27 protein-coding genes are annotated in these 25030 nt (G+C 70.9%); 13 read left to right on the forward strand and 14 right to left on the reverse strand.

From position 1 onward, the window contains the following. The first annotated feature begins 44 nt into the window (after nt 1–44). Complete coding sequence (locus JEQ17_RS07120; RefSeq protein ID WP_200394411.1) at nt 45–959, forward strand: squalene/phytoene synthase family protein; 915 nt, start codon at nt 45–47, stop codon at nt 957–959. Between the two features lie 71 nt (nt 960–1030). On the opposite strand, the gene JEQ17_RS07125 is transcribed toward JEQ17_RS07120, so the two are convergent. The 3 genes from JEQ17_RS07125 to JEQ17_RS07135 all read right to left on the reverse strand — a co-directional run bounded on the left by JEQ17_RS07125 (nt 1031) and on the right by JEQ17_RS07135 (nt 5076). Then, a complete protein-coding gene (locus JEQ17_RS07125; RefSeq protein ID WP_200394412.1) occupies nt 1031–1771 on the reverse strand; it encodes a hypothetical protein in 741 nt (246 codons plus the stop codon). A gap of 97 nt (nt 1772–1868) precedes the next feature. Further along, the gene (locus tag JEQ17_RS07130; protein WP_200394413.1) at nt 1869–4073 is read right to left on the reverse strand and encodes an ATP-binding protein; all 2205 of its coding nucleotides are present in this window, start codon (nt 4071–4073) and stop codon (nt 1869–1871) included. 112 nt (nt 4074–4185) lie between these two features. Next, nucleotides 4186–5076: a helix-turn-helix transcriptional regulator gene (locus JEQ17_RS07135; protein ID WP_200394414.1), complete on the reverse strand. Its 891-nt coding sequence runs from the start codon at nt 5074–5076 to the stop codon at nt 4186–4188. A 229-nt stretch (nt 5077–5305) separates the two neighbouring features. Between JEQ17_RS07135 and JEQ17_RS07140 the strand changes: the two genes are divergently transcribed. Beyond that, the gene (locus JEQ17_RS07140) at nt 5306–6112 is read left to right on the forward strand and encodes an SDR family oxidoreductase (RefSeq protein ID WP_407700141.1); all 807 of its coding nucleotides are present in this window, start codon (nt 5306–5308) and stop codon (nt 6110–6112) included. A 60-nt stretch (nt 6113–6172) separates the two neighbouring features. Then, complete coding sequence (locus tag JEQ17_RS07145) at nt 6173–6388, forward strand: tautomerase family protein (protein WP_200401357.1); 216 nt, start codon at nt 6173–6175, stop codon at nt 6386–6388. A 63-nt stretch (nt 6389–6451) separates the two neighbouring features. Here JEQ17_RS07145 and JEQ17_RS07150 read toward each other — a convergent pair whose 3' ends face one another. After that, entirely contained in the window at nt 6452–8239 is a 1788-nt protein-coding gene (locus JEQ17_RS07150) for an FAD-binding dehydrogenase (RefSeq protein ID WP_200394416.1), read from the reverse strand. A 363-nt stretch (nt 8240–8602) separates the two neighbouring features. Between JEQ17_RS07150 and JEQ17_RS07155 the strand changes: the two genes are divergently transcribed. After that, nucleotides 8603–8995, forward strand: coding sequence for a DUF2255 family protein (locus JEQ17_RS07155; protein ID WP_200394417.1), 393 nt, complete (start codon nt 8603–8605; stop codon nt 8993–8995). Between the two features lie 77 nt (nt 8996–9072). Here the strand turns inward: JEQ17_RS07155 and JEQ17_RS07160 are convergent, their stop codons facing one another. The 3 genes from JEQ17_RS07160 to JEQ17_RS07170 form a co-directional block, all read right to left on the reverse strand. Next, on the reverse strand, nt 9073–9738 hold the full coding sequence (locus JEQ17_RS07160) for an SDR family NAD(P)-dependent oxidoreductase (protein ID WP_200394418.1): 666 nt from the start codon (nt 9736–9738) through the stop codon (nt 9073–9075). A gap of 50 nt (nt 9739–9788) precedes the next feature. Beyond that, nucleotides 9789–10364, reverse strand: coding sequence for a nitrobindin family protein (locus JEQ17_RS07165; RefSeq protein ID WP_200394419.1), 576 nt, complete (start codon nt 10362–10364; stop codon nt 9789–9791). Between the two features lie 225 nt (nt 10365–10589). Continuing rightward, nucleotides 10590–12077, reverse strand: a complete 1488-nt coding sequence (locus JEQ17_RS07170) for a DUF1996 domain-containing protein (RefSeq protein WP_200394420.1) — start codon at nt 12075–12077, stop codon at nt 10590–10592. Between the two features lie 182 nt (nt 12078–12259). Here JEQ17_RS07170 and JEQ17_RS07175 point away from each other — a divergent pair, with 182 nt between their 5' ends. Together JEQ17_RS07175 and JEQ17_RS07180 are read left to right on the forward strand one after the other, a co-directional pair. Then, nucleotides 12260–12463, forward strand: a complete 204-nt coding sequence (locus JEQ17_RS07175) for a hypothetical protein (RefSeq protein WP_200394421.1) — start codon at nt 12260–12262, stop codon at nt 12461–12463. Nucleotides 12464–12479: 16 nt separating this feature from the next. Continuing rightward, entirely contained in the window at nt 12480–12920 is a 441-nt protein-coding gene (locus JEQ17_RS07180) for an OsmC family protein (protein WP_200394422.1), read from the forward strand. Nucleotides 12921–13038: 118 nt separating this feature from the next. On the opposite strand, the gene JEQ17_RS07185 is transcribed toward JEQ17_RS07180, so the two are convergent. The 4 genes from JEQ17_RS07185 to JEQ17_RS07200 form a co-directional block, all read right to left on the reverse strand. Next, on the reverse strand, nt 13039–13218 hold the full coding sequence (locus JEQ17_RS07185) for a hypothetical protein (protein WP_200394423.1): 180 nt from the start codon (nt 13216–13218) through the stop codon (nt 13039–13041). A 77-nt stretch (nt 13219–13295) separates the two neighbouring features. Further along, nucleotides 13296–14312: a zinc-dependent alcohol dehydrogenase family protein gene (locus tag JEQ17_RS07190; protein WP_200394424.1), complete on the reverse strand. Its 1017-nt coding sequence runs from the start codon at nt 14310–14312 to the stop codon at nt 13296–13298. 225 nt (nt 14313–14537) lie between these two features. Beyond that, complete coding sequence (locus JEQ17_RS07195) at nt 14538–14945, reverse strand: (R)-mandelonitrile lyase (RefSeq protein ID WP_200394425.1); 408 nt, start codon at nt 14943–14945, stop codon at nt 14538–14540. 70 nt (nt 14946–15015) lie between these two features. Next, entirely contained in the window at nt 15016–15339 is a 324-nt protein-coding gene (locus JEQ17_RS07200) for a carboxymuconolactone decarboxylase family protein (RefSeq protein ID WP_200394426.1), read from the reverse strand. A 230-nt stretch (nt 15340–15569) separates the two neighbouring features. Between JEQ17_RS07200 and JEQ17_RS07205 the strand changes: the two genes are divergently transcribed. Then, entirely contained in the window at nt 15570–16442 is an 873-nt protein-coding gene (locus JEQ17_RS07205) for a helix-turn-helix transcriptional regulator (RefSeq protein WP_200394427.1), read from the forward strand. A gap of 444 nt (nt 16443–16886) precedes the next feature. On the opposite strand, the gene JEQ17_RS07210 is transcribed toward JEQ17_RS07205, so the two are convergent. Continuing rightward, entirely contained in the window at nt 16887–17852 is a 966-nt protein-coding gene (locus JEQ17_RS07210; protein ID WP_200394428.1) for a pirin family protein, read from the reverse strand. A 120-nt stretch (nt 17853–17972) separates the two neighbouring features. On the opposite strand from JEQ17_RS07210, the gene JEQ17_RS07215 reads away from it, so the two are divergent. From JEQ17_RS07215 to JEQ17_RS07225, 3 genes are all read left to right on the forward strand, one after another. Further along, nucleotides 17973–18464, forward strand: a complete 492-nt coding sequence (locus JEQ17_RS07215) for a MarR family winged helix-turn-helix transcriptional regulator (protein ID WP_200394429.1) — start codon at nt 17973–17975, stop codon at nt 18462–18464. Beyond that, nucleotides 18461–18925: a MarR family winged helix-turn-helix transcriptional regulator gene (locus tag JEQ17_RS07220; RefSeq protein WP_200394430.1), complete on the forward strand. Its 465-nt coding sequence runs from the start codon at nt 18461–18463 to the stop codon at nt 18923–18925. The genes JEQ17_RS07215 and JEQ17_RS07220 overlap by 4 nt, the downstream gene beginning before the upstream one ends. Before the next feature lie 89 nt (nt 18926–19014). Next, on the forward strand, nt 19015–19362 hold the full coding sequence (locus tag JEQ17_RS07225; RefSeq protein ID WP_200394431.1) for a tetratricopeptide repeat protein: 348 nt from the start codon (nt 19015–19017) through the stop codon (nt 19360–19362). A gap of 160 nt (nt 19363–19522) precedes the next feature. Here the strand turns inward: JEQ17_RS07225 and JEQ17_RS07230 are convergent, their stop codons facing one another. Then, nucleotides 19523–20920 (reverse strand): PepSY-associated TM helix domain-containing protein, encoded by a 1398-nt coding sequence (locus JEQ17_RS07230; protein WP_200394432.1) that lies wholly within the window; start codon nt 20918–20920, stop codon nt 19523–19525. Nucleotides 20921–21095: 175 nt separating this feature from the next. Here JEQ17_RS07230 and JEQ17_RS07235 point away from each other — a divergent pair, with 175 nt between their 5' ends. From JEQ17_RS07235 to JEQ17_RS07245, 3 genes are all read left to right on the forward strand, one after another. Next, complete coding sequence (locus tag JEQ17_RS07235) at nt 21096–21746, forward strand: hypothetical protein (RefSeq protein WP_200394433.1); 651 nt, start codon at nt 21096–21098, stop codon at nt 21744–21746. A 358-nt stretch (nt 21747–22104) separates the two neighbouring features. Continuing rightward, nucleotides 22105–22671 carry a sigma-70 family RNA polymerase sigma factor gene (locus JEQ17_RS07240; RefSeq protein ID WP_200394434.1) on the forward strand — a complete coding sequence of 189 codons (567 nt, stop codon included), beginning with the start codon at nt 22105–22107 and terminating at the stop codon, nt 22669–22671. Between the two features lie 110 nt (nt 22672–22781). After that, nucleotides 22782–23441: a peptide deformylase gene (locus tag JEQ17_RS07245; RefSeq protein WP_200394435.1), complete on the forward strand. Its 660-nt coding sequence runs from the start codon at nt 22782–22784 to the stop codon at nt 23439–23441. Between the two features lie 106 nt (nt 23442–23547). On the opposite strand, the gene JEQ17_RS07250 is transcribed toward JEQ17_RS07245, so the two are convergent. Further along, entirely contained in the window at nt 23548–24981 is a 1434-nt protein-coding gene (locus tag JEQ17_RS07250; RefSeq protein WP_200394436.1) for a dihydrolipoyl dehydrogenase family protein, read from the reverse strand. Nucleotides 24982–25030: the final 49 nt, after the last annotated feature.

A 25030-nucleotide genomic window follows, 5' to 3' on the forward strand; every position in this document is an offset into this window, starting at 1 on the left:
GCGTTCTTTAGTTATAAAAAGGAACCATCGCGTGGGAGACGTACGTGCGGACCTGGCGGAGTTGTCTGGAATCGGCAGGAGCGCACCAGGGCGCTCTGCGTGACGACTACATGAAGGTCGCGCGGTTCATGCAGCGGCGCGAGCCCGCCGGCTATCTGGCGGTGCGGCTGCTGGTGCCCGCCTCCCATCAGCCCCATGTGCTGGCCGGGTACGCGTTCGCGTCGTTCACCGACGACGTCTGCGACCGGGGAACGGTCCAGGAACGCACACGGCACTACGACGCGTGGGCCGAGCGGGTGCGTACGGCGCTCAGTACGGGAAACGCCACGCATCCCCTGCTGCGGGCGTTCCTGCACACCGCGGCGGAGCGTGAACTGCCGCGCCGCTGGGTCGACTCGTACCTGGAGGGTGCGCGGATCGACCTCGACTTCTCCGGGTTCGAGACCGAGGCCGACTACCAGCGGTATGTGGAGCAGCTCACCTGGCCGTTCCTGATGATCACGTCGGGGCTGGCCCATCTCGGGGGCGGGAGCGCCGAGTTCGCCGCCTCCTGCCGGCTGTTCGCCGACGCCGCCCAGCGCACGGACATCCTCACCGACCTGTCGGAGGACCTGCGCGGCGGGCGGCTGTATCTGCCCCTCAGCGATCTCGACCGGCACGGCATCACGCGCGCCGATCTCGAGAAGGGGCGTGACCTGCCCGGAGTCCGCGCGCTGGTCGCGGCCACCGTCGAGGCGGCGCGCGCCACGCTCCACGAGGCCACCGTGCTTCTGGAGCACTGCTCCGAGGAGCACCGGCGGCTGATGCGGTTCATCCTCGACCTGCATCACCAGCGACTGGCGTCGGTGACGGCCCGCGGCGCCTCGGTCGCCCGTCGCCCGGTACGGGACCGTCCGGTGGCGTGCCTTCGGCTGCTGGCCGGGCGTCCGGCACGACGGCCGGCCCGCGCCACTGGATGAGGCGGCCGGGGTGGACGTCCCCGGGCCTGCGGCGCGTCAACGGGTGGCGGACGCCTTGATCCCCCGCCGTACTAGGCGCTGATACCCGTGTACGTCGTCCTGCCCCACTGGACGGTGCTGGTGACCGACAGCCCGTACGGCGTCAGGCGTTCGCTCAGTCGGAGCATGCGTGCCTGCAGGGCCCGCCGGCTCATCGGGGCCCGGGCCGTACCCAGCAGCAGACACAGGTCGTGGCAGCACCACGGGCGCGCGGACGACAGGAGGACGTCCAGGAGTATCCCCTGGGACAACTGCCGCGGCCGCAGGACCTGTTGCGGCAGGGCACGCGCGTGGCGGTCCCGGGCCGGGGCGGACACGCCGAGCCAGCGGCGTTCGGCGGTCAGCCGGCCGGCGAGTTCGAGCGGCGGCATGTCGCGGGGCAGCACATTGGCGGCTCCCGCCCGCAGCAGGTCGACGGAGTCGGTGTGGCCCGGGGTCAGCACGACGACGGAGGAGAGGGCGCTGAGCACATGTACGCGCTGCGCGAGGTCGTCCGTCACCGCTCCGTCCGGGACGTCCAGCAGGCTCAGCGAATCCGGCTCCCGCAGCAGCGACCAGTAGGCCGCTCCGGAGCCCCACGGGTGGAGGAGAGCGGGCAGTACCTGGTGGCTGCGCAGGGTGCGCAACAGCCTGGCCGTCCCCTCTCGCTGCAAGGAGACGACGACGTCGACCGGATAGGCGGTCGGCCGGCCGGTGGGCGTGGAGTCGGCGGACGGGCGGGCGAGTTCCCCTGTCGATGGCGACGAGACCGAGTACGGATGTCGGATGGGCACGGCCGGGAATTCTGGGCGGGCCGGGATCTCGACAACAGCCGTATTCGTTGTCAATGAGTGCTCATTACTGTCCATCGACCGGGCCCGGGCCGTCGAGTTACTGTCCGTCAACCGGGCCCGGTCCGTCGGGCGGCCGCCCGTCCCGCTGGTCCGCGGACAAGTCCCGGCCGATGGGCACCATCGGCTCTCCGCTCAGTTCATGACTCCACAGCACATCGCTGACGCGCTTCACCGCGGCCGTAAGGTGCCGCCGATAGGTGCTGAAGGACATCCCGAGACGTCTCGCCACCGCCTCCTGGGTGGGCGCGGCCTTGCTGTACGTGGTCGTGACGACGCGGTGCCGTTTCTCCCCGCCGCGCTCTGCCGGCACGGTGTCGATGGCGCACAGCAGGACGTCGTGGAGGCTCTGGCCGTGCGCCGCGACGAGGCGGCTGCGGCTGAGGGGGTTGGCCGCGAGCTCGTTGGGCCACCACAGCGCGCGCAGGGCGTCCCGCACGGCTGTGTCGAACTCCCGCCGGGACAGCACGACATAGTCCGTCCCCTCCCGCGGAGTTCCGTCCGAGGGCGGGGGAGCCACCGCGCCGGCGGCCGCAACGGCGTGCGGGCCTGCGGCGGCGTGGGTACCTACGGCGGCATGGGTGCCCGCGCCGACATCGATGCCGGCGCCGGCCAGCAGGGCCTTGTTCTTCTCCACCATCCACGCCAGGGCGGGCCGGGTACGCCAGTCGTGCGCGAACAGACGGTATCCGTGGTCGCCGACCACAGGTCCGGCATCGGTCGGCAGCATGTCGCTGCGTTCGAGGTAGTCGTCCCAGAAGCCGTCGTCCCGCATCACGACGAACGACCACGCGAGATCGTCGGACCGGACGATCTCCCCGATCACCCGCCACTGGACCAGGTTCATGGCGGCCGAAGGACGCTGGTACGCCTGCGGGTCCACATGGAAACGCGCGACGGCCACGCGCTCCCCCGCCCGCAGCGGCTCGGCCGTACGCACATGGGCCCAGGCGGCGGCCACGACCGGATCGACGTCCTCCCCCTCCCGCTCGGCGAGTTGCAGCCAGGCGGAGAAGGCAACGATGTCATCGGTACCGGTCGACCGGTAGACGACGAACGCCTCGGGCTGCCTGTCCAGCCAGAGCCGGGCGAGCGCGGCGGACTCGGGGCCCTCCGTCTCGTGGACCAGTTCCACCACGCGTTTCTCGTCGGCCGGAGTGCACGGGAGTTCCCGCACCAGGCCGTAGGAGTGCCACTCGAAGGCCTGCGCGAGATGGCCGAGGGTCCGGTGCAGGTACACCAGCGCCTGCATCGCCGGGAGCATCTGCGCGGCGGACGCCTCCCTGACACGGCCGAGCAGATACTCGTACATCCGTCGGCGCAGGGCGGCGAATCCGTCCGGGTCGCGCCAGCGCAGGTCGGCTGCCAGCACCTCGCGCACCACGTCGTGCGGGAAGAGCCCGGCCGCGGTGGATTCGATGAAGGGCTGGGTGCGCAGCCATGCGAACAGTTCGGGGGCGCGCTCGCCCATCATGGCCCGCAGGAGGGCCTCGGAGGTGACGTCGGCCTGGGCGCAGACCTCCAGCGCGGTGCGGTGTGCGGGGCTCGGGGGATCGCCGACGAGTCGCGGCAGCAGGGTCGCGATCACGTCCCGGCCGGGTGCCCAGTCGGCCGCCCGGGCCGTACCGTCCGCGTCCTGCCGCACGACGACCGCCGCGGCCAGGGACAGGGCAAGCGGATTGCCGCCGGTGAAGGACAGCAGCGCGTGGTGTGCCCCGTTCGGGACGCCGCGTACCCGCAGGAAGGTGGCGGCGTCGCCCCGGGCCAGGTTCCGCAGCGGTACGACGTGCATCAGGTCGGCCCAGCCCGGGTCGGCGACCCAGCGCGGATCGGGGGCCGAGCGTGCGGCGACCACCGCGACCGTGCCCAGCGGCAGCCGCGGCAGGAAGTGCTCCCACAACCAGTGCTCCAGGCCCTGGCAGTGCTCGAAGGCATCGACCAGGAGCACCGATCCGGGCTCGCCGATCGCCTTTCCCGCGGCCTGCTCGAAGTCGTCGGGCGTCGCCGGAACCGTACGGCCGTCGATCTCGACCACCAGCCGTCCCGCCTCCCGCGCCTCGAGCGCGAACCGCCTCAGCAGCGTGGACTTGCCGATCCCGCCGGGCCCGTGCAGATAGAGCACAGGCGAACCGTGGGGGTCGCCCGCCAGCGCGGACCGGAACATCGCCCGCTCCGCCGCCCGCCCGACGAACGCCCGGTCCCGCGCCGCGACCACGAGGTCGCCTAACGAGCCGCCGTCCCCCATACCTCTGAGCCCTTCATGAACCGATCCGAACCTTTCATGACCGATCACATTACGTCGTTCGGCTCAACGCAGTTGAAGGGTTGGGGCGCGCGTCGCCGTGTCTTTGCGGAGGTCATCCACCGAGCCAGGAGGAACCTGTCGCGTCCTGTGCCGTGTGCTCACGGTCCGTCATGTCCTGGGTGCCGATGACGGACAGAAGCCGCAGTTGCTCGGCGGCACGGCTGCCGGGCGGCGCCGTGAACCAGAGGAGGCGCTGGCGGCCGTCCTCGCTGAAGAGACTGAGGCATTCGACCTCGATGACGCCGAGGCCGGGGTGGACGATGCGTTTGTGGTCGTTCCTGCGCAGGCCCACCTCGTGGGTGTCCCACAACGCGGTGAACTCCGTACTGCGTCGGTGCAGTTCGCGGATCATCCGGGTCACCTCGGCGTCACGGCCTCGCCGGGCGGCGACCACCTGCAGATCCGCCACGAAGGCCCTGGACTGGCGGGGATGGTCCGGGGCCGGGTAGAGGGAGCGGGCCGAGGGGTCGGTGAACCACCGGTACACGAAACTGGCCGCCGGTCCGCGGACGGCCGGAGGACGGCCGATCAGGGCAGCGGCCGCCTCGTTCTGGACGAGCGTCTCGTGGAGATCGGTGATGACCTGCGCGGGCGTGCCGGTGAGCTGGTCGAGGAGACGGAGGAGCGCCGGCTGGACGTGGGCGGCGGGGCCGTGCGCGGCAGGGGGTACCCGTCGGTCCGCGAGGTGGTAGAGGTGGTCGCGCTCGTCGCCGGCCAGCCGCAGAGCGCGGGCGAGAGCGGCGAGGGTCTGCTCCGAGGGCTGGGCGCCGCGCCCCTGCTCCAGTTCGGTGTAGTAGTCCGCCGACAGGCCGGCCAGCTGGGCGACCTCCTCCCGGCGCAGCCCCGGTACGCGCCTGCGGGGGCCGACCGGCAGCCCCACGTCACCCGGCTTCACACGGTCGCGCCGGGACTTCAGGAATGCCGCCAGTTCGGGAAAGGTCACCCCGCCATCCTCACTCGCGCACGTATCCGGAGCCAGGGGATGCCGACCCCAGGGTGGAGACAGCCCTGGTTAACACGGGACGGGCCGCCGATGGTGGGTCTCGGGGCGCCCCGCGGAGACGGTCGCGGAACAGCGCTCACTGACATCACTGACATCACAGGCACTTCAAATGCCTCAGACGCCTGAGCCGCCTGAGACACCTCGGCAAGGAGCCATCACCATCATGTCCATTCCGAATCCGGCGGCGACGAATCCAGTGGAGAACGTGGGGGGCGTGGAGAACGCGAAGGTGCCGGGTGAGCGCGCCCGCCCCCGTGTCGCCGTCGTCACGGGCGGCTCGCGCGGAATCGGCCGCCGGGCCGTGGCCCGCCTGGCGTCCGACGGGTTCGCGGTCGTGGCCGGCTACTCGGGCAACGCTGACCTCGCCGAGGCCGCGGTCGAGGAGGTCACCGCGGCCGGCGGCCGGGCCATCGCCGTACGCGGGGACGTCGCCGACGAGAACGACATGTCCGCGCTGTTCGACCTGGCCGAGTCCACGTACGGCGGTGTCGACGTGGTCGTCCACGCGGCGGGCCGGGCCCGCACGGCGGCCGTCGTCGACCTGGACCTGGCCGATCTGGACGCGCTGCACCGCACCAACATCCGCGGCACGTTCGTCGTCGCCCAGCAGGCCGCCCGAAGGGTCCGGCCGGGCGGCGCCATCATCACCTTCTCCACGTCCGTCGTCGGTCTCGCGTTTCCCACGTACGGGGCCTACAGCGCGAGCAAGGGAGCGGTGGAGGCGCTGACGCTGATCCTCGCCCGCGAACTGCGCGGCCGGGACGTGACGGTGAACGCCGTCGCCCCCGGTCCCACCGCGACGGATCTGTTCCTCGACGGCAAGGACGAGGAGACCATCGCCCGGCTGGCCGCCCAGCCTCCGCTGGAACGCCTCGGCTCCCCGGCCGACATCGCCGAGACGGTCGCGTTCCTCGTCTCCCCGGCCGGCCACTGGATCAACGGACAGGTCGTCCGGGCCAACGGCGGCATCGTCTGACGGCCACCCGGCCCGGCACCAGGTAACCGCCCACCAGCAATCACAGGAATGAGTACGCACATGCCGTTCGCGAACTTCAAGGTTCCCGCCGACACTCTCACCGAGGCACAGAAGGAGCAGATCATCACCCGCACCACCGAGCTCTACGTCGAGATGTACGGCGAACGCGCCCGCGCCACCACTCTCGTGCTGGTCGAGGAGGTCACCGACGGCGGGTGGGGAATCGGCGGCGACGTACTGACGCTCGCGAAGCTCCGGGCACCGGCGCGGGACTGAACTCCGCGCCGACACCCGTCAGCACCACGTCGGCGCCACATCGGCACCGCGTCGGCGTGAGTCTCAGGACCCGGTCGCCGCTGCCGCCGCCCGTCCCGCCGTACGGCCGGAGAACAGGCAGCCGCCGAGGAACGTGCCCTCCAGGGAGCGGTATCCGTGCACGCCGCCTCCGCCGAATCCCGAGACCTCACCGGCCGCGTACAGACCGGGTACGGCTTCTCCGGCCGCGTTCAGCACGCGGCCGGAGAGGTCGGTCTGGAGGCCGCCGAGGGTCTTGCGGGTGAGGATGTTGAGGCGTACGGCGATCAACGGCCCGGCACTGCTGTCCATGATCTTGTGGGCGGCGGCCGTGCGGCTGAGGGTGTCCCCTGGGTAGGACAGAGCGTTGCGGATGCCCATGACCTGGGCGTCCTTGGAGTACGGGTTGTCCATCTCCCGGTCGCGGGCGTCGATCTGCCGCTGGAGGTCGTTCAGGTCGATCAGGCCGTCCCCGGTCAACTTGTTCATGCCGCGGACGAGTTCGGACAGTGTCGTGGCGACGACGAAGTCCACGCCGTTCTTCTTGAACTTCTCGATCGGCTCCGGGGTCTGCCAGATGCGCGAGAGAAGCATCCAGATGTTCTTCTCGGTGAGGTCCGGGTTCTGCTCGGAGCCGGAGAGCGCGAACTCCTTGGCGATGATCTTCTGGGTGGTCACGAACCAGGAGTAGTCGTACCCGGTGTCAGTGATCGACTTGAGCGTGTGGAGGGTGTCGTAGCCCGGCATGTCGGGCGCGCCGAAGCGTTTGCCGGTGGCGTCGAACCACATGGACGACGGGCCGGGCAGGATGCGGATGCCATGGCCCGGCCAGATCGGGTCGTAGTTCCTGAGGCCCTCGGTGTAGTGCCACATGCGGTCCGGGTTGACGATCCGGCCGCCCGCCTTCTCGGTGATCGCGAGCATGCGGCCGTCCACATGGGCCGGCACACCGGTGATCATGGTCTTGGGCGGGGTGCCGAGACGGGCCGGCCAGCTCTGGCGTACGAGATCGTGGTTGGCGCCGATGCCGCCGGAGGTGACGATCACGACCGGGGCGCGCAGTTCGAACTCGCCGACGACCGTACGGGAGCTGGGCTTGCCGCGGGCGGCGCTGCTCGGCTCCAGGATCGCGCCGCGTACGCCGGTGACGGCACCGCCCGTGGTCACGAGCCCGTCCACGCGGTGCCGGAACTTGAAGGTGACCTTGTTGGCCTCGACCGCGGCCCGCACCTTCTTCTCGAACGGCTCGACGACCGCCGGTCCCGTGCCCCAGGTGACATGGAAGCGGGGCACGGAGTTGCCGTGTCCGTCCGCGAGACCGCCGCCCCGCTCGGCCCAGCCGACGATCGGGAACCACTGCACCCCGAGGCCGGCGAGCCAGGAGCGCTTCTCACCGGAGGCGAAGTCGACGTACGCCTCGGCCCATTTGTAGGCCCAGTGGTCCTGGCCCTTCGGGTCGGTGATGCCTCGGTCGAAACCGGCCGTGCCCAGCCAGTCCTGCCAGGCCAGCTCCTGGGTGTCCTTGATGCCCATGAGTCTCTGCTCGTCGGAGTTGACGAGGAACAGACCGCCGAAGGACCAGAACGCCTGTCCTCCGAGGTTCGTCTCAGGTTCCTGGTCCAGGAGCAGTACCTTGCGGCCCGCCGCGGCCAGTTCGGCCGTGGCGACAAGACCGGCGAGCCCGCCGCCGACGACGATCGCGTCCGCGTCCGACGACGAGGCGGCGAAGGCGGATCCGGCCGACTGGGCAAGGGCAGCGCCGGCGAGCGTGCCGCCCGCCACCGTCAGGGCACGGCGGCGCGTGATGGCAGCCGTGGCTGCTGAATTCTCCATGGGGTGCCTTCCGGAGGAGGTGCGGAGGGGGCGGGAGACGCCAAAGATGCCGCTGTGGCGGCAAGGTGTTACCGACGGTAGCCCAAGTGATCGCACGCCGCCAGAGTGGTGCACCGTGAACTCCCGCTGGAGTCACGGGCGTTGGCCGCACCCGGCCGTCCTCCTCGCACTCGGCCGACCGAATCCGCCCCGGGCGCCCGCGTCCCGCTCGACGACCAGGGAGTACGGCGCCCGGCCCGCGGCACACGAGAGGGGTCGTCGGAACGCCGTCAGCCCATTGAGCGCCGTGCTGTTGCCGGTGCCGATCGCGGCGGTGAGCCTGGTTCCGAAGCCGGCACACCGGTATGGACAAGGAGACCGTCGATGACGACTTGGCCGAATGACGAACTCGCCCGGATCGAGAACGCCGAGGAGCTGCGCGTCGTCTCCCTGCGGCGCGACGGATCGCCGGGCAGCTGGCGGACCATCTGGGTCGTCCGCGTCGGCGACGACATCTGCGTACGGTCCGTCAACGGGCCGACGGCCGCGTGGTACCGGGGCACCCGTGCCCGACTGCAGGGCCGCATCCAGGCCGGTGGCGTGGACAAGGACGTGACCTTCGTCGACGCCGATCCCGCCCTCAACGACGAGGTCGACGCCGCCTACCGCGCCAAGTACGGCCACTACGCCGCGAACATCATCAAGGCCATCACCGGCCCCGAGGCGAACTCCACCACGATGCGGCTCGTCCCCCGGCCGGCGGAGTCCGCCGCCTAGGCCACTGATTCCGCCGCTCGGCCTCTGATTCCACCGCCTGGGCCACGGGTTCCGCCGACGAGGTCACCGATCGGCCGTCAGGAGTCGAGGTCGTCGGCGAAGTGCCGGAACCCGTGCCGCTCCTGATGGATCCCCCACAAGGTGTCCGCGAGGACGGCGGGGTCCTTCCTGTGGTGTCCGGCGACGATCGCGCCGGGGACGATCAGCTGGGCGACATGGATGCCCTCGCCGCCGAGCGCGTCGTGCAGCAGATGGCCGTACGCGCTCTCCGCGGCGAAGGCGATGGACGTACCGGCGCGGTCGGGGTGAGGGACGGCTGCGGTGCCGCCGTTGACGAAGAGGACGGTGCCGCGGCCCAGGGCGCGCATTCCGGGGAGCACCTGCTGTACGGCGACGACGGGACCGTAGACGGAGAACTCCACCGGGCCGGTGAGGTCGGCGTGGGTGGTTTCCAGGACCGGCAGCATGAAGTCCCGTTGCGGGATCGGGCTGTACTGCAGGACCTCGACCGGCCCCAGCGTCGCGTTCGCCGCGTCGAGGGCGGCCGCGAGGGCCTTCGGGTCCCGTACGTCGGCGGCGAAGCCCCTGGCGGTGACGCCCTCGCGGCCCAGCTCGGCGGCGAGGGCGTTCGTCCGTTCGTGGTCGCGGGCGATGAGCGCGACGTCGAAGCCCTCGCGCCCGAAGCGCCGCGCGACGGCAGCACCCAGTCCGGGTCCGGCTCCGATGATTGCGATGCTGGTCATGGTCTTCCTCGATCTCCCGGGTCGGTTCGGCATGGGGGCATCGCCCCTGCTCAACGCCCTGTGAACCGCCGGCCGGAGCCGTCGTCGGCCCTGCGTCGCAGCAGCGCCGAGAGATGGTGCTGCATCGGCTCGCCGACAGCCTCCAAGTCGTGGTCGAACGTGAGCGTGTCGTCGTCGGTCAGCGTGTAGCGGCGGCGGGTGGCGTCGACCTTCTTGGCGGTGGGGGCGAGAGCGACCTCGTGGGTGGAGAGGTCGACGGTCTTGTCGGCCGCACGGCCGACCATGATCTCGGCGATGCCGGTGGGCTGCGTGATCAGCGCCTCCACCCGGCCGTCGGGCTGCAGCCGCCACCAGCCGCTCTCGCGGGCCGACGGACGCAGCGGAACGTCGTCGGCGTCGATCAGCCAGGCCCTGGCCTCGTAACGCAGGAAGGGGCGGCCGTCATGACTGAAGGTCACCTCCTGCGCGTACGCGAAGTCCCCGGTGAGCGTGGGGTAGCCGCCCCGACCCCGGCCGTGCCAGGAACCCAGGAGGCCGAGCACGGGTTCGAGCAGGGCGTGCGGCGTCGGCGCCCCGTCCGGCTGGTGGCCGTCGGGGTACGGGTGCTCGGGTGCGGGGTCGAACACGGTGTGCGCTCCTGGGGTGGGTGCCGGTTCCGGTGCCGACCGGAAGCCTAGGGGGTCGACCCACTCGGCGCGCTGAAAGCGGTGGGGTGGACGCGAACGCGGCGGGCGTGAACGCAGTGGCGGGACGCGAACGCAGTGGCGGGACGCGAACGCAGTGGGGGTGGGCGCCGTTTGCACGACGCCCACCCCTACCTACCTACCGCTGACTGGACCCGCTGTTGGGGGTCAGCTGCACCTGCGTCCGGAGTTGATGCACTGGACCATCTTGTCCTGCACCTTCTTGTCGAACACGTTGATGAAGTCGCCGTGGTCTGTGATCGGCTTGTGCGCCTGCTCGGGGAACCCGTCCAGGGAGAAGAACGGACGGGTCTTCCCGTTGTCCTTCAGGCTGGGCGCGTCCACGTCGTACACGAGCCGCTGAACCAGCTGCGGAATGGCCTTGAAGCCGGCCGGGCAGTTGCCCTTGGCGTCGGCGAAGGCCACGTGCGTACGGTGGTTGGCGCTGTCGATGTTGGTGCCGTCCCAGCAGCTCTGGAACTTGAAGGTGCGCACCACGTCCCGGCCCGACGGGCAGAGGGGGTACTTGTCCTTCAGCTGCACCTTGCTCTCGAAGCCCGTGCAGCTCCAGGAGGCGTTGGCGTTGGCCGGGCCGTTCGTGAAGGCCTTGGCGTCACCGGTGATGATGCGCAGGAGCTGGGGCATCGCCACGACCTTGCCGCGGGGGCTGCCCACGAAGTCCAGCGTGGCCTGCTTGGCCGTCAGGATGCGGCCGGTGTTGCCCTCGGCCCCACCGCCCAGCCTGTCGGCGTCGAACTCCTTGGTGCCGTCCTGCAGGCGCAGCACCGGCCAGTAGTAGGACGACTTGTCGCCCTTGTTCTTGCAACTGGTGTTGGCCTTCAGGAAGTCCTGGTCGCTGGTGAAGGCGTCGTTGTCCTGGCTGCCGACGTAGTCGTGCACGTGGTGGGCGCCGTTGGTGACACCGGGCGCGACGATGACGTTGTCGCTGTTGTACAGCTTGTTGGCGTTCACCCCGCACTTGGTGACGAAGGTGCCCTTGGACGCCTTCGACGACTTGCGCGGCGTGCTCACGTTGGGCTTGACCTTGGTGATGTCCACGAAGTCGGCGGCGACGGGCCCGTTGCCCGCGGCGGGCTGGCCGGCGGCCGGCTGACCGGAGGGCTGACCCGAGGCCGGCTGACCGGAGGCGGGCTGGCCGGAGGGCTGACCCGCGGCGGGCTGGTTGCCGGTGGAGCGCAACGTACAGGGCGCCAGCGCCTCAAGACCCTGCGGCTTGGTGCCCACACGGCCGATGGCGATGACGATCCGGTCGATCGTGGCCTTCCGCTTGTCCTTCAGCGGATTCACGATCGCGTTCTGCGCGAAGTTGGCGTCCTGCTGAATCGCCTGCTGGGAGGTGGAGAGGCGCTGGTAGGCCTCGGACACCTGCTTGTCGAGCAGGGCGAGTTCCCTGTCGACCTGGGTTCGGGCCTTGGCGGGCACCGCCTTCAACTGCTGGCCGACGTCGGGGCAGTCGATCGTGGAGGATCCGGCCGCCAACGCCTGGTTCTGGGCCGTGCCCTTCGCTGCGCCGGTTTCGTCGGCAGAGGCATAGATGTTGGCCGCGACGAGTCCGCCGGCCCCCATGGCCAGTGCCGCCGCAGCGCCCACCACCCGAACGGTGGTCTTCGACTTCTTCCGCGTGTTGCGTCTCATCAGGCCTCTCTGAACATCCTCGGAACCGGCGGGACTTCCGGTGTGGGCGAAGCTCTCCTTTGATACGGATGTGGTCGCAGGATGTTCACTGAATTCTCAGATTCATAGTTTCCTCCACCCGCAATCCGGGCATAGGAGCCGGACTCGGGCGCCGGAACAACCACGTTCTCCACGGGCGATCCATGACCTTCACCCGTTCACCGCCCGGGACGGCGGAGTACCGCTCAACCGAAAACGGGGCAAAGCCACAGGCAAACCTCGGTGGGGCTGCCAGTTTCGTTCTGGTCGCCGACCTCATGAGCGGCCGCGGGATGCGCAGCCACGGCGAGGTGATGGTGCGCGTCGCGACGCTCGTTCACGTCGGCGATGTTCAGTGCGGGGCGTGACAGTACTGTCGTCGCCATGACTGACAAATCGCTGCGTTCTGTCACCATCGAGCGGGCCGGCCCGGGCCGGTTCACCGTGACCAATGCCCGCGGGGGCACGCTGAGCTTCGGCACCGGTGAGGGTGCCGACTTCACGCCGGTCGAGTTGTTCCTCGCGGCGATCGGCGGCTGTACCGCGGTCGACGTGGAGGTCGCCACGAGTCGGCACGAGGAACCGACCACGTTCTCCGTCGCCGTGACCGGCAACAAGGTCGAGGACGAGAGCGGCAACCGGATGTCGAACCTCGAGGTCACCTTCTCTGTCGCGTTCCCGGACGGGCCGTCGGGGGAACGCGCCCGCACCATCCTGCCCCGAGCCGTGAAGACTTCGCACGACCGGCTCTGCACGGTCAGCCGCACCGTCGAGGCGGGCACACCGGTCAGCGCGACCGTGTCCGACAGGGCTGACGGCGCCTGACGTCCGAAGACGGCGCCGGAGCCGGCTGATCGGCCGGCTCCGGCGCCGCACGCGTGGCCGGCCCCGCAGCCGATCGTCACCCGCCCAGCCCACGCCCGGTGGGGCGACGATCCTCGATCTACAGGCGGCCGGTGGGGTGTTCGGAGCCGCTGACGATCAGATCACCGAGAGCCTGCGCGCCGCCCTGAAGTCGGCGGTCTCGCTGGCTCGTGCCCACGTCGTCCAGGGTGAGGGCGACAGCGCCGAGGCCGTCGTGGAGTTGTTGCAGTGTGCGGGCGCCGAAGACCGGGGCGACCACACCGGGATGAGGGCCACCTGGTCATGGAAGTCGTACGTCGGGCTCATGGGAAGTGATTCCAATCGTGGGTCGGCAGGTCAGGGGCGCAACAGCGTCTTGATGGCGCGGCGTTCGTCCATGGCCCGGTAGCCCTCGGCGGCCTCGTCCAGCGGCAGCGTCAGGTCGAAGACCTTGCCGGGTTCGATACGGCCGTCGAGGACGCGGTCGATCAGGTCGGGCAGGAAGTGACGTACCGGCGCGGGGCCGCCGCGCAGGCCGACGTGGGAGAAGAACAGCTCCTGGCCGTCGATGGCCACGTCGTGCGGGACGCCGACGAAGCCGACGTTGCCGCCGGGGCGAGTGGCCCGGACGGCCTGCCGCATCGACTCCTGCGTACCGACGCACTCCAGGACGGAGTCGGCACCGATGCCGCCTGTGAGTTCCTTGACAAGGGCCACGCCCGCCTCACCGCGCTCGGCGACGACGTCGGTCGCGCCGAATTCGCTCGCCAGCCGCTGCCGGGAGACGTGCCGGCTCATGGCGATGACGCGCTCGGCGCCGAGTTCCCGGGCGGCGATGACCCCGGACAGGCCGACCGCGCCGTCACCGACCACCACCACGGTGGAGCCGGGCTTCACCTCGGCGGCGACGGCCGCGTACCAGCCGGTGCCCATCACGTCGGAGAGCGTGAGCAGACTCGGCACGAACTTCTCGTCGGGCTGCCCGTCGAGAGCGACGAGGGTGCCGTCGGCGAGCGGGATACGGATGTACTCGGCCTGGCAGCCGCCCACGAACTCCTTGTGCGGACAGGAGGTTTGATAGCCGGCGCGGCAGATCGGGCAGGTGTTGTCGGAGGCGAAGAAGGAGCCGATGACGAACTGTCCCGGCTTGATGTCCTTCACCTCGGCGCAGGTCTCCTCGACCACGCCGACGTACTCGTGGCCGATCGGCGTGGGCCGGGCGACCTCGTTGATGCCGCGGTAGTCCCACAGGTCGGAGCCGCACACACAGGCGGCGACGGTCCGGATGATCGCGTCGGTGGGGGCGAGGATCTTCGGTTCGGGGAGGTTCTCCACCCGGATGTCACCGGGGGCGTGGATCACGGTTGCGCGCATGGCTCGTTCCAGAGTGAGGGGAAGGTTGAGTTGAACGGGGTGGGAGGACGTCGGCTGCCGGAGCCGGGCGGGGTCAGGCCGGTGGAACCAGTCGGCCGTTCCGTCAGCTCGCACGGCGGCTCGCACGTCAACTCGCCCGGCGGCGTGGGCAGCGCGTCGAGGTCATTCGGTCTGCCGCGCCCCGGTCGCAGCGGACGCCGAAGCGCTGGCTCCTGTCAGCTGTGATCAGTACGAGGTACGCGTGCTGGTACGTCGGCCGCCGTACTCGGCGTCGGTGACGTGCTCCAGCCAGTCGACCTCGTCGCCCTCCCACAGGGCGATGTGCTCCATGAACTGGTCCGGGGTCGCGCCGTGCCAGTGCTCCTCGCCGGGCGGGCAGCCGATGGTGTCGCCCGGGTGGGCCTCGATGATCACTCCGTCCCGGGTGCCGACCAGGGCGACCCCGGACACGACGTGCAGGGTCTGGCCCAGGCCGTGGCTGTGCCAGGCGGTCCGGGCGCCGGGAGCGAAGCGGACCATGTTGGCCCGCGCCCGGGATGGCTCCTCGCCCCGGTGGATCACATCCGCCCAGGCATCGCCGGTGAACATCTGCGCGGGCAGCTTCATGGTCGCGGGCCGCTTGAGGATCTCCATGGTGGTACGTGCTCCTTGAGCCGGCCGCCGCTGGGCGGCCGCAGTGGGTGAACCTGTGTGTGGGAAGGGGTCAGGCCGTGCGGAACACTTCGCGGGCCACCGTCAGAGCGGACATGGCCTTCGGCCAGCCGGCGTAGAACGCCATGTGCGTGATCGTCTCGATCAGCTCCGCCTCGGTGACGCCGTTCTGCCTGGCCAGGGGGATGTGGAAGGTGAGCTGTTCGCTGCTGCCGCTGGTGATGAGGCCGGCCACGGTCACCAGGCTGCGGTCTCTCGGCGACAGTTCCGGGCTCTTCCACGCCTGCCCGAACAGCACGTCCTCGCTGTAGCCGGCCAGCGCGGGAGCGATGTCACCGAACAGCTCCCGCGGTCCGGGCTGGGTCTTCTCCGTCATCGTTCGTGTCCTTTCACATGCCGCGGCGGCGCGGTGCCAGGGGTTTCGTTCCGCCCGGAAACGGCGGACGCCGCCACCCTGACGACCGGGCCGACCGGCCTCGCACCGATCGCGCCGAGACCGATGAAACCGCAGGTCACACATGCGTGGAAGGACTCGTTGATACGTGTACTGGCAGTACACCCCTCGGCCGGAGACACCACCGGACAAGCCGACGTAGCCTCGAAGACATGGACAACCGGAGCGAGGTACGCGAGTTCCTGACCAGCCGCCGCGCCAAGATCACGCCCCAGCAGGCGGGGCTGCCCGCGTACAGCGGCAACCGGCGCGTCAAAGGGCTGCGCAGGGAAGAGGTCGCGCTGCTCGCCGGTGTCAGCGCCGAGTACTACGCCCGCCTGGAGCGCGGCAACCTCTCCGGCGTCTCCGAGACCGTCATCGACTCACTCGCCCGAGCCCTCCAGCTCGACGAGGCCGAGCGCGCCCACCTCGACGACCTCGCGCGCACCGCCAACACCACTCGCCGGCCGGCGCGCCGACGGGCGCCGCAGCCGATCCGTGCGAGCCTGCAGCACCTGCTCGACGCGATGACCGAGGCCCCGGCGTTCATCCGCAACGGCCGCCTCGACATCCTCGCCACCAACCGACTCGGCCGCGCCCTGTACGACCCGGTGTTCGCCGACCCCGCCCGGCCCGTGAACCTCGCCCGGTACGAGTTCCTCAACCCCGGTGCGGCCGACTTCCTGCCGCAGCTGGAGCGCCAGGCCGCCGGAGCGGTGGCGCTGCTGCGCACCGAGGCGGGACGCGACCCGTACAACCGGGACCTGACCGACCTCATCGGCGAACTCTCCACCCGCAGCGAGAAGTTCCGCACGCTGTGGGCGGCCCATGACGTGCGCCTGCACCAGACCGGCATCAAGCACTTCCATCACCCGGCCGTCGGCGAACTCTCGCTCCCCTTCGAGGCCATGCCCATCCCGACGGACCCCGGCCTCACCCTCACCGCCCTCAGCGCCGAACCCGGAACGCCCGCTCACGACAGCCTCCAACTGCTGGCCAGTTGGGCCGCCACCCTCGACCAGGACGGCCAGCCGAACCACGCGTGAACCGACATCTTCCGGAGCCGGGCGTGCCCGCCGGGTCAGGTCCAGTCGAGAATCCGCCGTACGACGCCCGCGACTGCCCGTCTGATCACCCCGAACAGTCCTGTCGCCACGGTCACATCGGCCCCCGCCACGGCCACGTCCGCCCGGGCCGATCCGGCGCGGCAACCGGGACAGGAGCGGGGCCAACTACGCTTCCGCACACCGCACTTCTTGCATATCGCCATGCTCGTATTCTTATTTCATCGACGACGAACCCCATAACCGGCGCCAGCGTCCGAGCCCTCGGCCCGCCGGCGGGCCGAGGGCGATGCCGGCGATGCGGCTGAGCCGGCAGGGACGGACCGACAGAGGCCATGGTGCGAGGCCCGCCCCACTCGGAGGAGGCGGGCCGACAAGTCGCCGTAGCCGCGCAACCATGCGACCGTTCCCCCGGATTCCCGCCGGTCAGCGCACCCTTCCACGCGGCTTCAGCGGCACGGGCGGCAGTTCGGGAGCGGGCAGCGCGGCGCCGCCGTACCCCACCACCTCGCCGAAGCGCGAGCCCGTCATCCAGTCCTCACGGGCCTGGTTGATCTCCTCCTGGGAGCGGCCGATGAAGTTCCACCACATGATCAGCTCCTCCTCGAACGGCTCACCCCCGAGGAGCATGAGCCCCGCGTCCGACTCGGCGCGCAGGGGGAGTTCGGAACGGCCGCAGCCGAGGTAGAGCATGGAACCGGGCAGCAGCGGTACGCCGTCGACGTGGGCCTCGCCGGACATGGACAGCACCGCGTACTCGAAGTCCGGCTCCAACGGGAGGCGTACGTCCGCGCCCTGAGCCAGGGCCAGGTCGGCGCCGACGATCGGGGTGTACGTCGTCCCGGGCGAGGCCGCCCCGTCGACGCTGCCGAGGATGAGCGTGGCCTCGATGCCGGGTGCGGTGACGACGGGCAGGTCGGCGTGGTGCTCGAACAGCGGGTCGGTGTGGCGGTCGCTGTCGGGGAGCGCGACCCACAGTTGCGCGCCATGGAGGAAGCGGGCGTGCGACTTGGGGCTCTCCTCCGAGTGGCTGATCGCCCGGCCGGACGTCATCAGACCCAGCTCGCGCGGCCGGATCGTCTGGAGGCTGCCGGTGGAGTCGCGGTGCAGGACCTCGCCCTCGTGGAGCCAGCTGACCGTCTGCAGGCCCATGTGCGGATGCGGCGGAACCTGCATACCGGGCTCTTCGGCGATGTCGTCGGGGCCGTAGTGATCGACGAAGCACCAGGCGCCCACCATGCGCCGGCCCAGGTTGGGCAGCAGACGGCGGACTTCGCTGGACTCGCCTAGCTTGACCCGGCGGGGACTGAGGAGTTCACGCACGGGCTCCGCCACCACGAAACCCCGGCCGCCGCACAGAGCGGGAACTGCCTCGCGATCAAGATTGCTCATGGCCCACAACCTAGTCCCGCGAAGGACTCTCCGTCAGTCCATCCACCCGCCGGTCGGCGGCCACGACGCCCGCTTCGCAGATACTAGCCATGGACATAGTAGCCATGTACGGTATCTCTCGTGAGTACGAACCCCGAGGGCGCGACGCCCGGCTTCCTGGTGTGGCGCCTGTCGATGAAATGGCGGGTCGCCGTGGACCGGGCGGTGGCGCCGCTCGGCCTGACCCACGCGCAGTACTCGCTGGTGGCGTCGCTGTACGGGATGCACCGGACCGGACTGCGCCCCAGCCAGCGGCAACTCGCCGACCACACAGGGCTCGAACCGCTGTACGTGTCGAAGCTCGCCCGCGCCCTGGAGGCCGCCGGACTCGTCGAGCGCGCGCGGGACCCCGCCGATCCCCGCGCGGTGCAGCTGACGCTCACCGATCAGGGCCGCGAGGTCACCCGCCGCGCGATCGGGATCGTGCACGGGCTGCTGGAACAACTGCTGACACCGCTCGGAGGCCTGGACGGCCCACGCACGAAGGCCTTCAGCCGCGAGCTGGCGACCCTGCTGGACGTACCCCTGGATCCGCTTGATCCGCCGACCAAGAACGAGACGGAGCAGCCATGACCACCGCCGCACCCACCACATCCACGAATCCCACCACCAACGGCCGAGTCATCGCCCTGGCCCACTACGCGGGACGCGCCGTCCTGGAGCGCGTTCTGGCGCGTACGGGCAACACGTTCAACCAGTCGGTGACCCTCAGGGTCGTCGCGGTCGCGGACACCCCGATCAAGCGCGACAAGGTGACGGCCGACGTGATCGGCTCGCTGAAGATCGAGGAGTCGGCGGTGCAGACCACCATCGACGAACTGGTGGCGGCGAAGCTGATCGAGGAAGTCCCGTCGGAAGGTTCCGGACTGCGGCTCACGCCCGTCGGCCGGGAGCTGTTCGAGCGGGTCACCGCCGAGACCGCCGAGATCTCCGCCCGGATCTACGCGGACATTCCCGCCGAGGACCTGGCGACGGCAGGCCGTGTACTGACACTCGTCACCGAGCGTGCGAACGCCGAACTGGCCCGGATGTAGCAGCCACCGGCAGCCACTCCTGGCCCCCCGCGGAGGTCGTGGAATATTCAACGAAAAGGCGTCGTTCTGCCCGTCGAAGGAGGTCGGAAGTGGACACGACGTACTACGACCACGGGACGTCCGCGGAGCGCTGGGAGCGCGCCCGGATGTTCTTCGACGCCAAGGAATACGCCGCCTCGGCGCGCATCCTCGATGCCCTGGTCGAGGAGGTGCCGGAGCAGGTGGGCCCGCGACTGCTGCTGGCCCGCGCGTACTACCACTCGGCCCAACTGGGCCGCGCGGAAACCCAGTTGCGACTGCTCATCGAGCGCGACCCCGTGGAGCACTACGCCCGCCTGATGCTGGGCCGCACCCTCCAACGCCAGGGCCGAACCGACGAGGCCGAACCCCACATCCGCCTCGCCTCGGCCCTCGCGGGCGAGTTCGAGTCCTTGTGAGTGCCGGGAACAACAGAAGCGCATAGAGACGCGCGCCGCGAAGCAGAGGGCCGAGCCCCAAGGCGCCGAGGGTCGTCAGTGACGTGACGTTCCCGCGGTGCCGGGGCTCGGCCTCTTTCTCTGCTCGGCCTCAACTGTTCTCTGCTCGGCCCCAACTCGACTACTTGGCCGTCGCGTACGTGCGCTTTCCGCGGCGGTGTGCGATTTCGCCCAGTACTACGTCCACGGCGATGAAGGCGGCCAGGGGGATGCCGAGGAGGGGGACGAAGTAGCCGAGGACTGCTATTGCGGCCATCAGGGGGACGAGGACGTAGGCGGGGACCTGTTGCCAGGCGCCTCGGGGGATGGGGCGGCCGAAGGCGGAGGTTCGGCCTCGTTGCCACCACATTCTGTAGCCCCAGAGGATGAGGAGGATCAGGCTGAGGGCCAAGGCCATGAGTACGAGCTGGTTGCCTATGCCGAACAGGACTCCGGTGTGCGCGTCGATGCCCCAGCGGGTGAGCTTCGCGAGGACCGGGTAGTCGGCGAAGCGGACCGTGTCGGTGACCTCGCCGTTCGACGGGTCGACGGCGACCGCGTCCTGCTTGGTGGGCCAGCTGCGCTGGACCTGCCGAACGACGTACCCGGACTCGGCGTCGGCCGGCGGGACGATCTCCACCGGGTCGCCCAGGCCCTCCGCCCGCGCGGACGCCAGCACCTTGTCGAGGCCGACCCCGTGCTCGACGTCCGTCTCAGCCGAGGCGGAGCCGTGGCCGGAGTGCTCGCCGCCGGCGGCCGCCGACACCGCAGGGGTGGACTGGTGGAGCGAGGTGCGCAGTTCGTCGATGTGCGCGCCGGCGTACGTCGACCAGGTCAGTCCCGTCGCCGCCAGGAAGAAGAACCCGAGGGCGGCCCAGACGCCGACCGTGCCGTGCAGACCCAGCGTGCGCCGACGGCCGGTGGTCCCGCGTATCTTGCGCTGCGTACGGCGGCGGCTGAACCAGAGCACCAGACCGCCGCCCGCTATCACCCACAGCCAGCTGGCGGCGAGTTCGCTGTAGAGCCGGCCGTTCTGGCCGAGTTGCAGGTTGGCGTGGAACTCGTCGATCCAGGTGCGCAGCGGCAGGGCGCCGGTTGATCCGTACTGTTCGAGCGAGCCGCGCACCTTGGCGGTGTACGGGTCGACGAACACCGCGAGGGTGTGGGTTTCACCGATGCCGGGGACGCCCGACAGCATCACCCTGGTGGTCTCGTCGTCCTTCGGCGAGGGGCGTACGGCGGAGACCGTGCCCTCCGGGTGCGCCTTGCGGGCGGCGGTGACCTGCTCGGATATCGGCAGCTTCTCGTCGCCGACGGGGACGGTCATCTCGTGCGCGTACAGGATCCTCTCGGCCTGGAAGGACGCCGCGTACAGGAATCCGGTCGTGGCCGCGACCAGCAGGAACGGGGCGACGAGCACTCCGGCGTAGAAGTGCAGCCGCAGGACCAGGGGGCGCAGCGGCGACCAGAGGCCGCGTTTCGAGGAGGGGGCGACGGCTTGCGGGGACTCGTCCGTCTCGGTCGTGGGAGCGGTGGTCATCGGCGGGCTTCTCCGGTGGGGCAGGGGACGACGGGCCGTGCTCGGCCGTTGCGGTGCAGTAGTCGGTGGGCGGTGCCGTCGAGTTCCCGGAGGTTCGCGTGGTGTGGGTCACATCGTGGGGCGCAAATCGGGGCTCGGGTCATCCGAACGCCCTTGTACTGGCACGATGCTCGCCATGACCTCCGGGATCGCCTTCCGCCTCGCGCGTGCCGCCGTGTTCGCGGCCGTGTGCGTGGTGACGGCGGCCCTGGGGCACGTGCTGATGTCCGGGGCGGGTCTGCTGTGGTGGGCCGTCGGATACGCGTTCGCGGCGACGACGGCGGCCGCGTGGTGGCTCACCGGGCGGGAGCGCGGCCTCGGGCTGGTGACCGGGGCCACGGTCGTGGCGCAGCTGGGGTTGCACCAGCTGTTCGGACTTGCCCAGCGGGCGCGCTCCTCGGACGCCTTCATGTCCACGACGTCCATGGACGCGGGCCATACCCATGCGCACCCGATGGGCCCCGAGCCGGCGGACACCCTGCTCATGGGTGGTGACCTCGGCATGTTCGCGGCCCACCTGCTCGCCGCGCTCGTCTGCGGTGTGTGGCTGTGGCGCGGCGAGGAGGCCGCGTTCCGCACGGCGCGGGCGATCGCGTACCGGACCGGCCGACTGCTGGGCACCGCCCTCTTCGAGCCGCTGCGGCGGGCGTTGCGGGTGTCGGCTGCCATGCGGCCTGCCGGGCCCGCGCGGACGCCCGTGTTCGTCCCGGTGCGCCCGCTGCGCGGAGTTCTGCTGGAGCACGCCGTCGCGCGGAGAGGGCCGCCGGTCGCACCGGCCGCCCGCTGACCGTCCGTCCCGCCACCGGTGACGGGCGGATCCGCGGCGTACGTGCCTGCCGTCGGCGGACGGCTCGCGTGCCCGGCGACCAAGTCCCGGTCCCCCTCGTAGACCGGTCCCGGTCCTTCTCCTAGGCCGAGTCCTGGTCCTTGTCGTGGACCGAGTCCTGGTTGTTCTCGTACTGCGCCCAGGTGTCGTACGAAGCCACGCGCGCGTGCCGTTGCCGTAGGCCCACGCGCGCGTACCGACGGCCCCTTGGTCCACACGAGGCCCACGCGCGCGTGCCTCACGCGCACACCTTCGGGTCGCGTGGGCCGTACGCCGCTCTCCTCACTCCGCGCTTCCCTTCACCGAAGGACCACCTGCGATGGCTTCTGCCCTGCTTCAGGCACACGACGACGAACGGATCACCCGCTGGGCCCTGGCCGCCGGGGCCGGCGACCCCGACGCGGTCGAGCGGTTCGTGCGGGCCACCCACCGGGACGTATGGCGTTTCGTGGCCCACCTCAGCGGCGATGTGCACGGCGCCGACGACCTCACCCAGGAAACGTTCCTCCGTGCCCTGACCGCGCTGCCGGGGTTCTCCGCCCGTTCCAGCGCCCGCAGTTGGCTGCTGGCGATCGCCCGCCGCACGGTGGCCGACCGCTTCCGCACGGCTGCGACCCGGCCGCGGATGTCCGACACCGGCGACTGGCAGACGGCCGCCGAGCGCGCACAGCCGCGCGGGCTGCCGGGCTTCGACGAGGGCGTGGCCCTTCTCGACCTCCTGGAGACCCTGGACGCCCCACGGCGCGAGGCGTTCGTACTCACCCAGCTGGCGGGCCTGCCGTACGCGGACGCCGCGTCGGCGGTGGGCTGCCCGGTCGGGACCGTACGGTCCCGGGTCGCGCGCGCCCGGGAGAGCGTGACGGCTTTGTTGGAGGCCGCGGGATAGGAATCCGGGGAGGGAGATCAGGGGGTCCGGAATCCAGGGAGGCGCGACGCCTTCGCTCTCCTCCAGAGAGCCGCCTCGCACCTCGGCATCCCGCTTGGCATCCTGGCGCGATGGCTTCCACCAGTGATTACGTGCCCTCGTCCGTCAGCGACCAGGTGGAGGAACTGCTCTCCCGTACGGGCCCGTTGCCGATCGTCGCCGCCGGTGACCCGGTGCTGCGCCGCGCGGCCGAGCCCTTCGACGGCCAGCTGGACCCGGCGCTCCTCGCCCGCTTCGTCGCGGCCCTGCGCGAGACGATGCACGCGGCACCGGGCGTCGGGCTGGCCGCGCCCCAGGTCGGCGTACCGCTGCGCCTCGCGGTCGTCGAGGACCCGGCACCGGTGCCGGACGAGATCCGCGAGGCACGCGGCCGGGTGCCCCTGCCCTACCGCGTCCTGGTCAACCCGGCGTACGAGCCGGTGGGTCCCGCCCGCGCCGCGTTCTTCGAGGGCTGCCTGAGCGTGCCGGGCTGGCAGGCGGTGGTGGCCCGGCCCGCCGAGGTGCGGCTCCTGGCCCAGGACGAGAACGGCCGCCCGCTGGACGAGGTCTTCACGGGCTGGCCCGCCCGCATCGTCCAGCACGAAACGGACCACCTGAACGGCACCCTCTACCTGGACCGCGCAGAACTGCGCTCGCTCTCCTCCAACCAGGCGATGCTGGAACGGTGGTCCCACCCGACACCGAGCCAGGCGGCCACGGACCTAGGCTTCGACCTGCCAGAGGAGAGCTGAGACCCCGCGCCCCTCGAAGGGCCGCAAGGCCCCTTCGAGGGGCGCGGGGAACTGCGCGACCAGCCACAACGAACCCGCGGACAAAGCCCCGCACCCCAGCGGAGCGTCACGCGTCCCGATACGCCTCGAGCAACCGCAGCCAAACCTCACTCACCGTCGGATACGCCGGCACCGCGTGCCACAGCCGGCTCACCGGAACCTCGCCGACCACCGCGATCGTGGCGGAGTGGAGCATTTCACCGACCCCGGGTCCGACGAACGTGACCCCGCGGAGCGTCTCGGTGTCGAGGTCCACGATCATGCGGGCACGCCCGCGGTAGCCGTCGCCGTAGAGGCCGGCGCCGGCGACCGAGGAGAGGTCGACGTCGACCGCGCGGACGCGGTGACCGGCCTGTTCGGCCTCGGCGAGGGAGAGGCCGACGGCGGCGGCCTCCGGGTCGGTGAAGACGACCTGGGGAACGGACGCGTGGTCGGCCGTCGCCGCGTGGGCACCCCAGGGGTCGGTCTCCAGGAGCGGGACACCGGCCGCCCGCGCCGCGATCGCGGCGCCCGCGATACGGGCCTGGTACTTGCCCTGGTGGGTGAGAAGGGCGCGATGGTTGACGTCACCGACGCCGTAGAGCCAGTCGCTGCCCGTCACCCGGCAGCTGTCGTCGACCGACAGCCAGGAACCGGGTTCCAGGCCGATCGTCTCGAGCCCGAGGTCGTCGGTGCGCGGGGCGCGGCCGGTGGCGAAGAGGATCTCGTCGGCCTCGATGCGGTCCCCCGCGGAGGTGGTGACCACGACCGTCTTGCCGTCGCGGGTCACCGCCTCGACGGACGTGCCCGTACGCACGTCCGCGCCCGCCTCGGTCAGCGCCTCGGCGACGAGTTCCCCGGCGAAGGGCTCCATACGGGGCAACAGTCCCTTGCCGCGGACGAGGACCGTGACCTGGGAGCCGAAGGCCTGCCAGGCGGTGGCCATCTCCACGCCGACGACCCCGCCGCCGACGACCACGAGGCGGCCCGGCACGGCGTGCGCGCTGGTGGCCTCGCGGCTGGTCCAGGGCTTGACCTCGGCGAGTCCTGGCAGGTCGGGCAGGACGGCACGGGTGCCGGTGCTGACGGCCACGGCGTGCCGGGCGGTCAGGACGTGCCGTTCCCCGTCGGGGCCGTCGACCGTGACCTTGCGTGGTCCGGCGAGCCGTCCGTGTCCTCGGTAGATGTCGGCGCCGATGCCGTCGAGCCACTGGACCTGGCCGTCGTCCTTCCAGTGCGAGGTGAAGTCGTCACGATGGGCGAGGACCGCGCCGACGTCGAGGGGGCCCTGCACGGCCTGGCCGAGGCCCGGCACGCGGCGTGCGTCCGCACGGGCGAGGACCGAGCGCAGCAGGGCCTTGCTGGGCATGCACGCCCAGTAGGAGCACTCGCCGCCGATCAGCTCGCTCTCCACGATCGCGGTGGAGAGGCCTGCCGCGCGGGCGCGGTCGGCGACGTTCTCCCCCACGGGCCCGGCCCCGAGCACCACGACGTCGTACGCGATGGATTCCGATTCCGTCATGGGGTCAGTCTGGTACTTGGTGTGGGCCGTGGCCACACGGGTACGTGCG

It is taken from the genome of Streptomyces liliifuscus (assembly GCF_016598615.1).
Lineage (GTDB): Bacteria > Actinomycetota > Actinomycetes > Streptomycetales > Streptomycetaceae > Streptomyces > Streptomyces liliifuscus.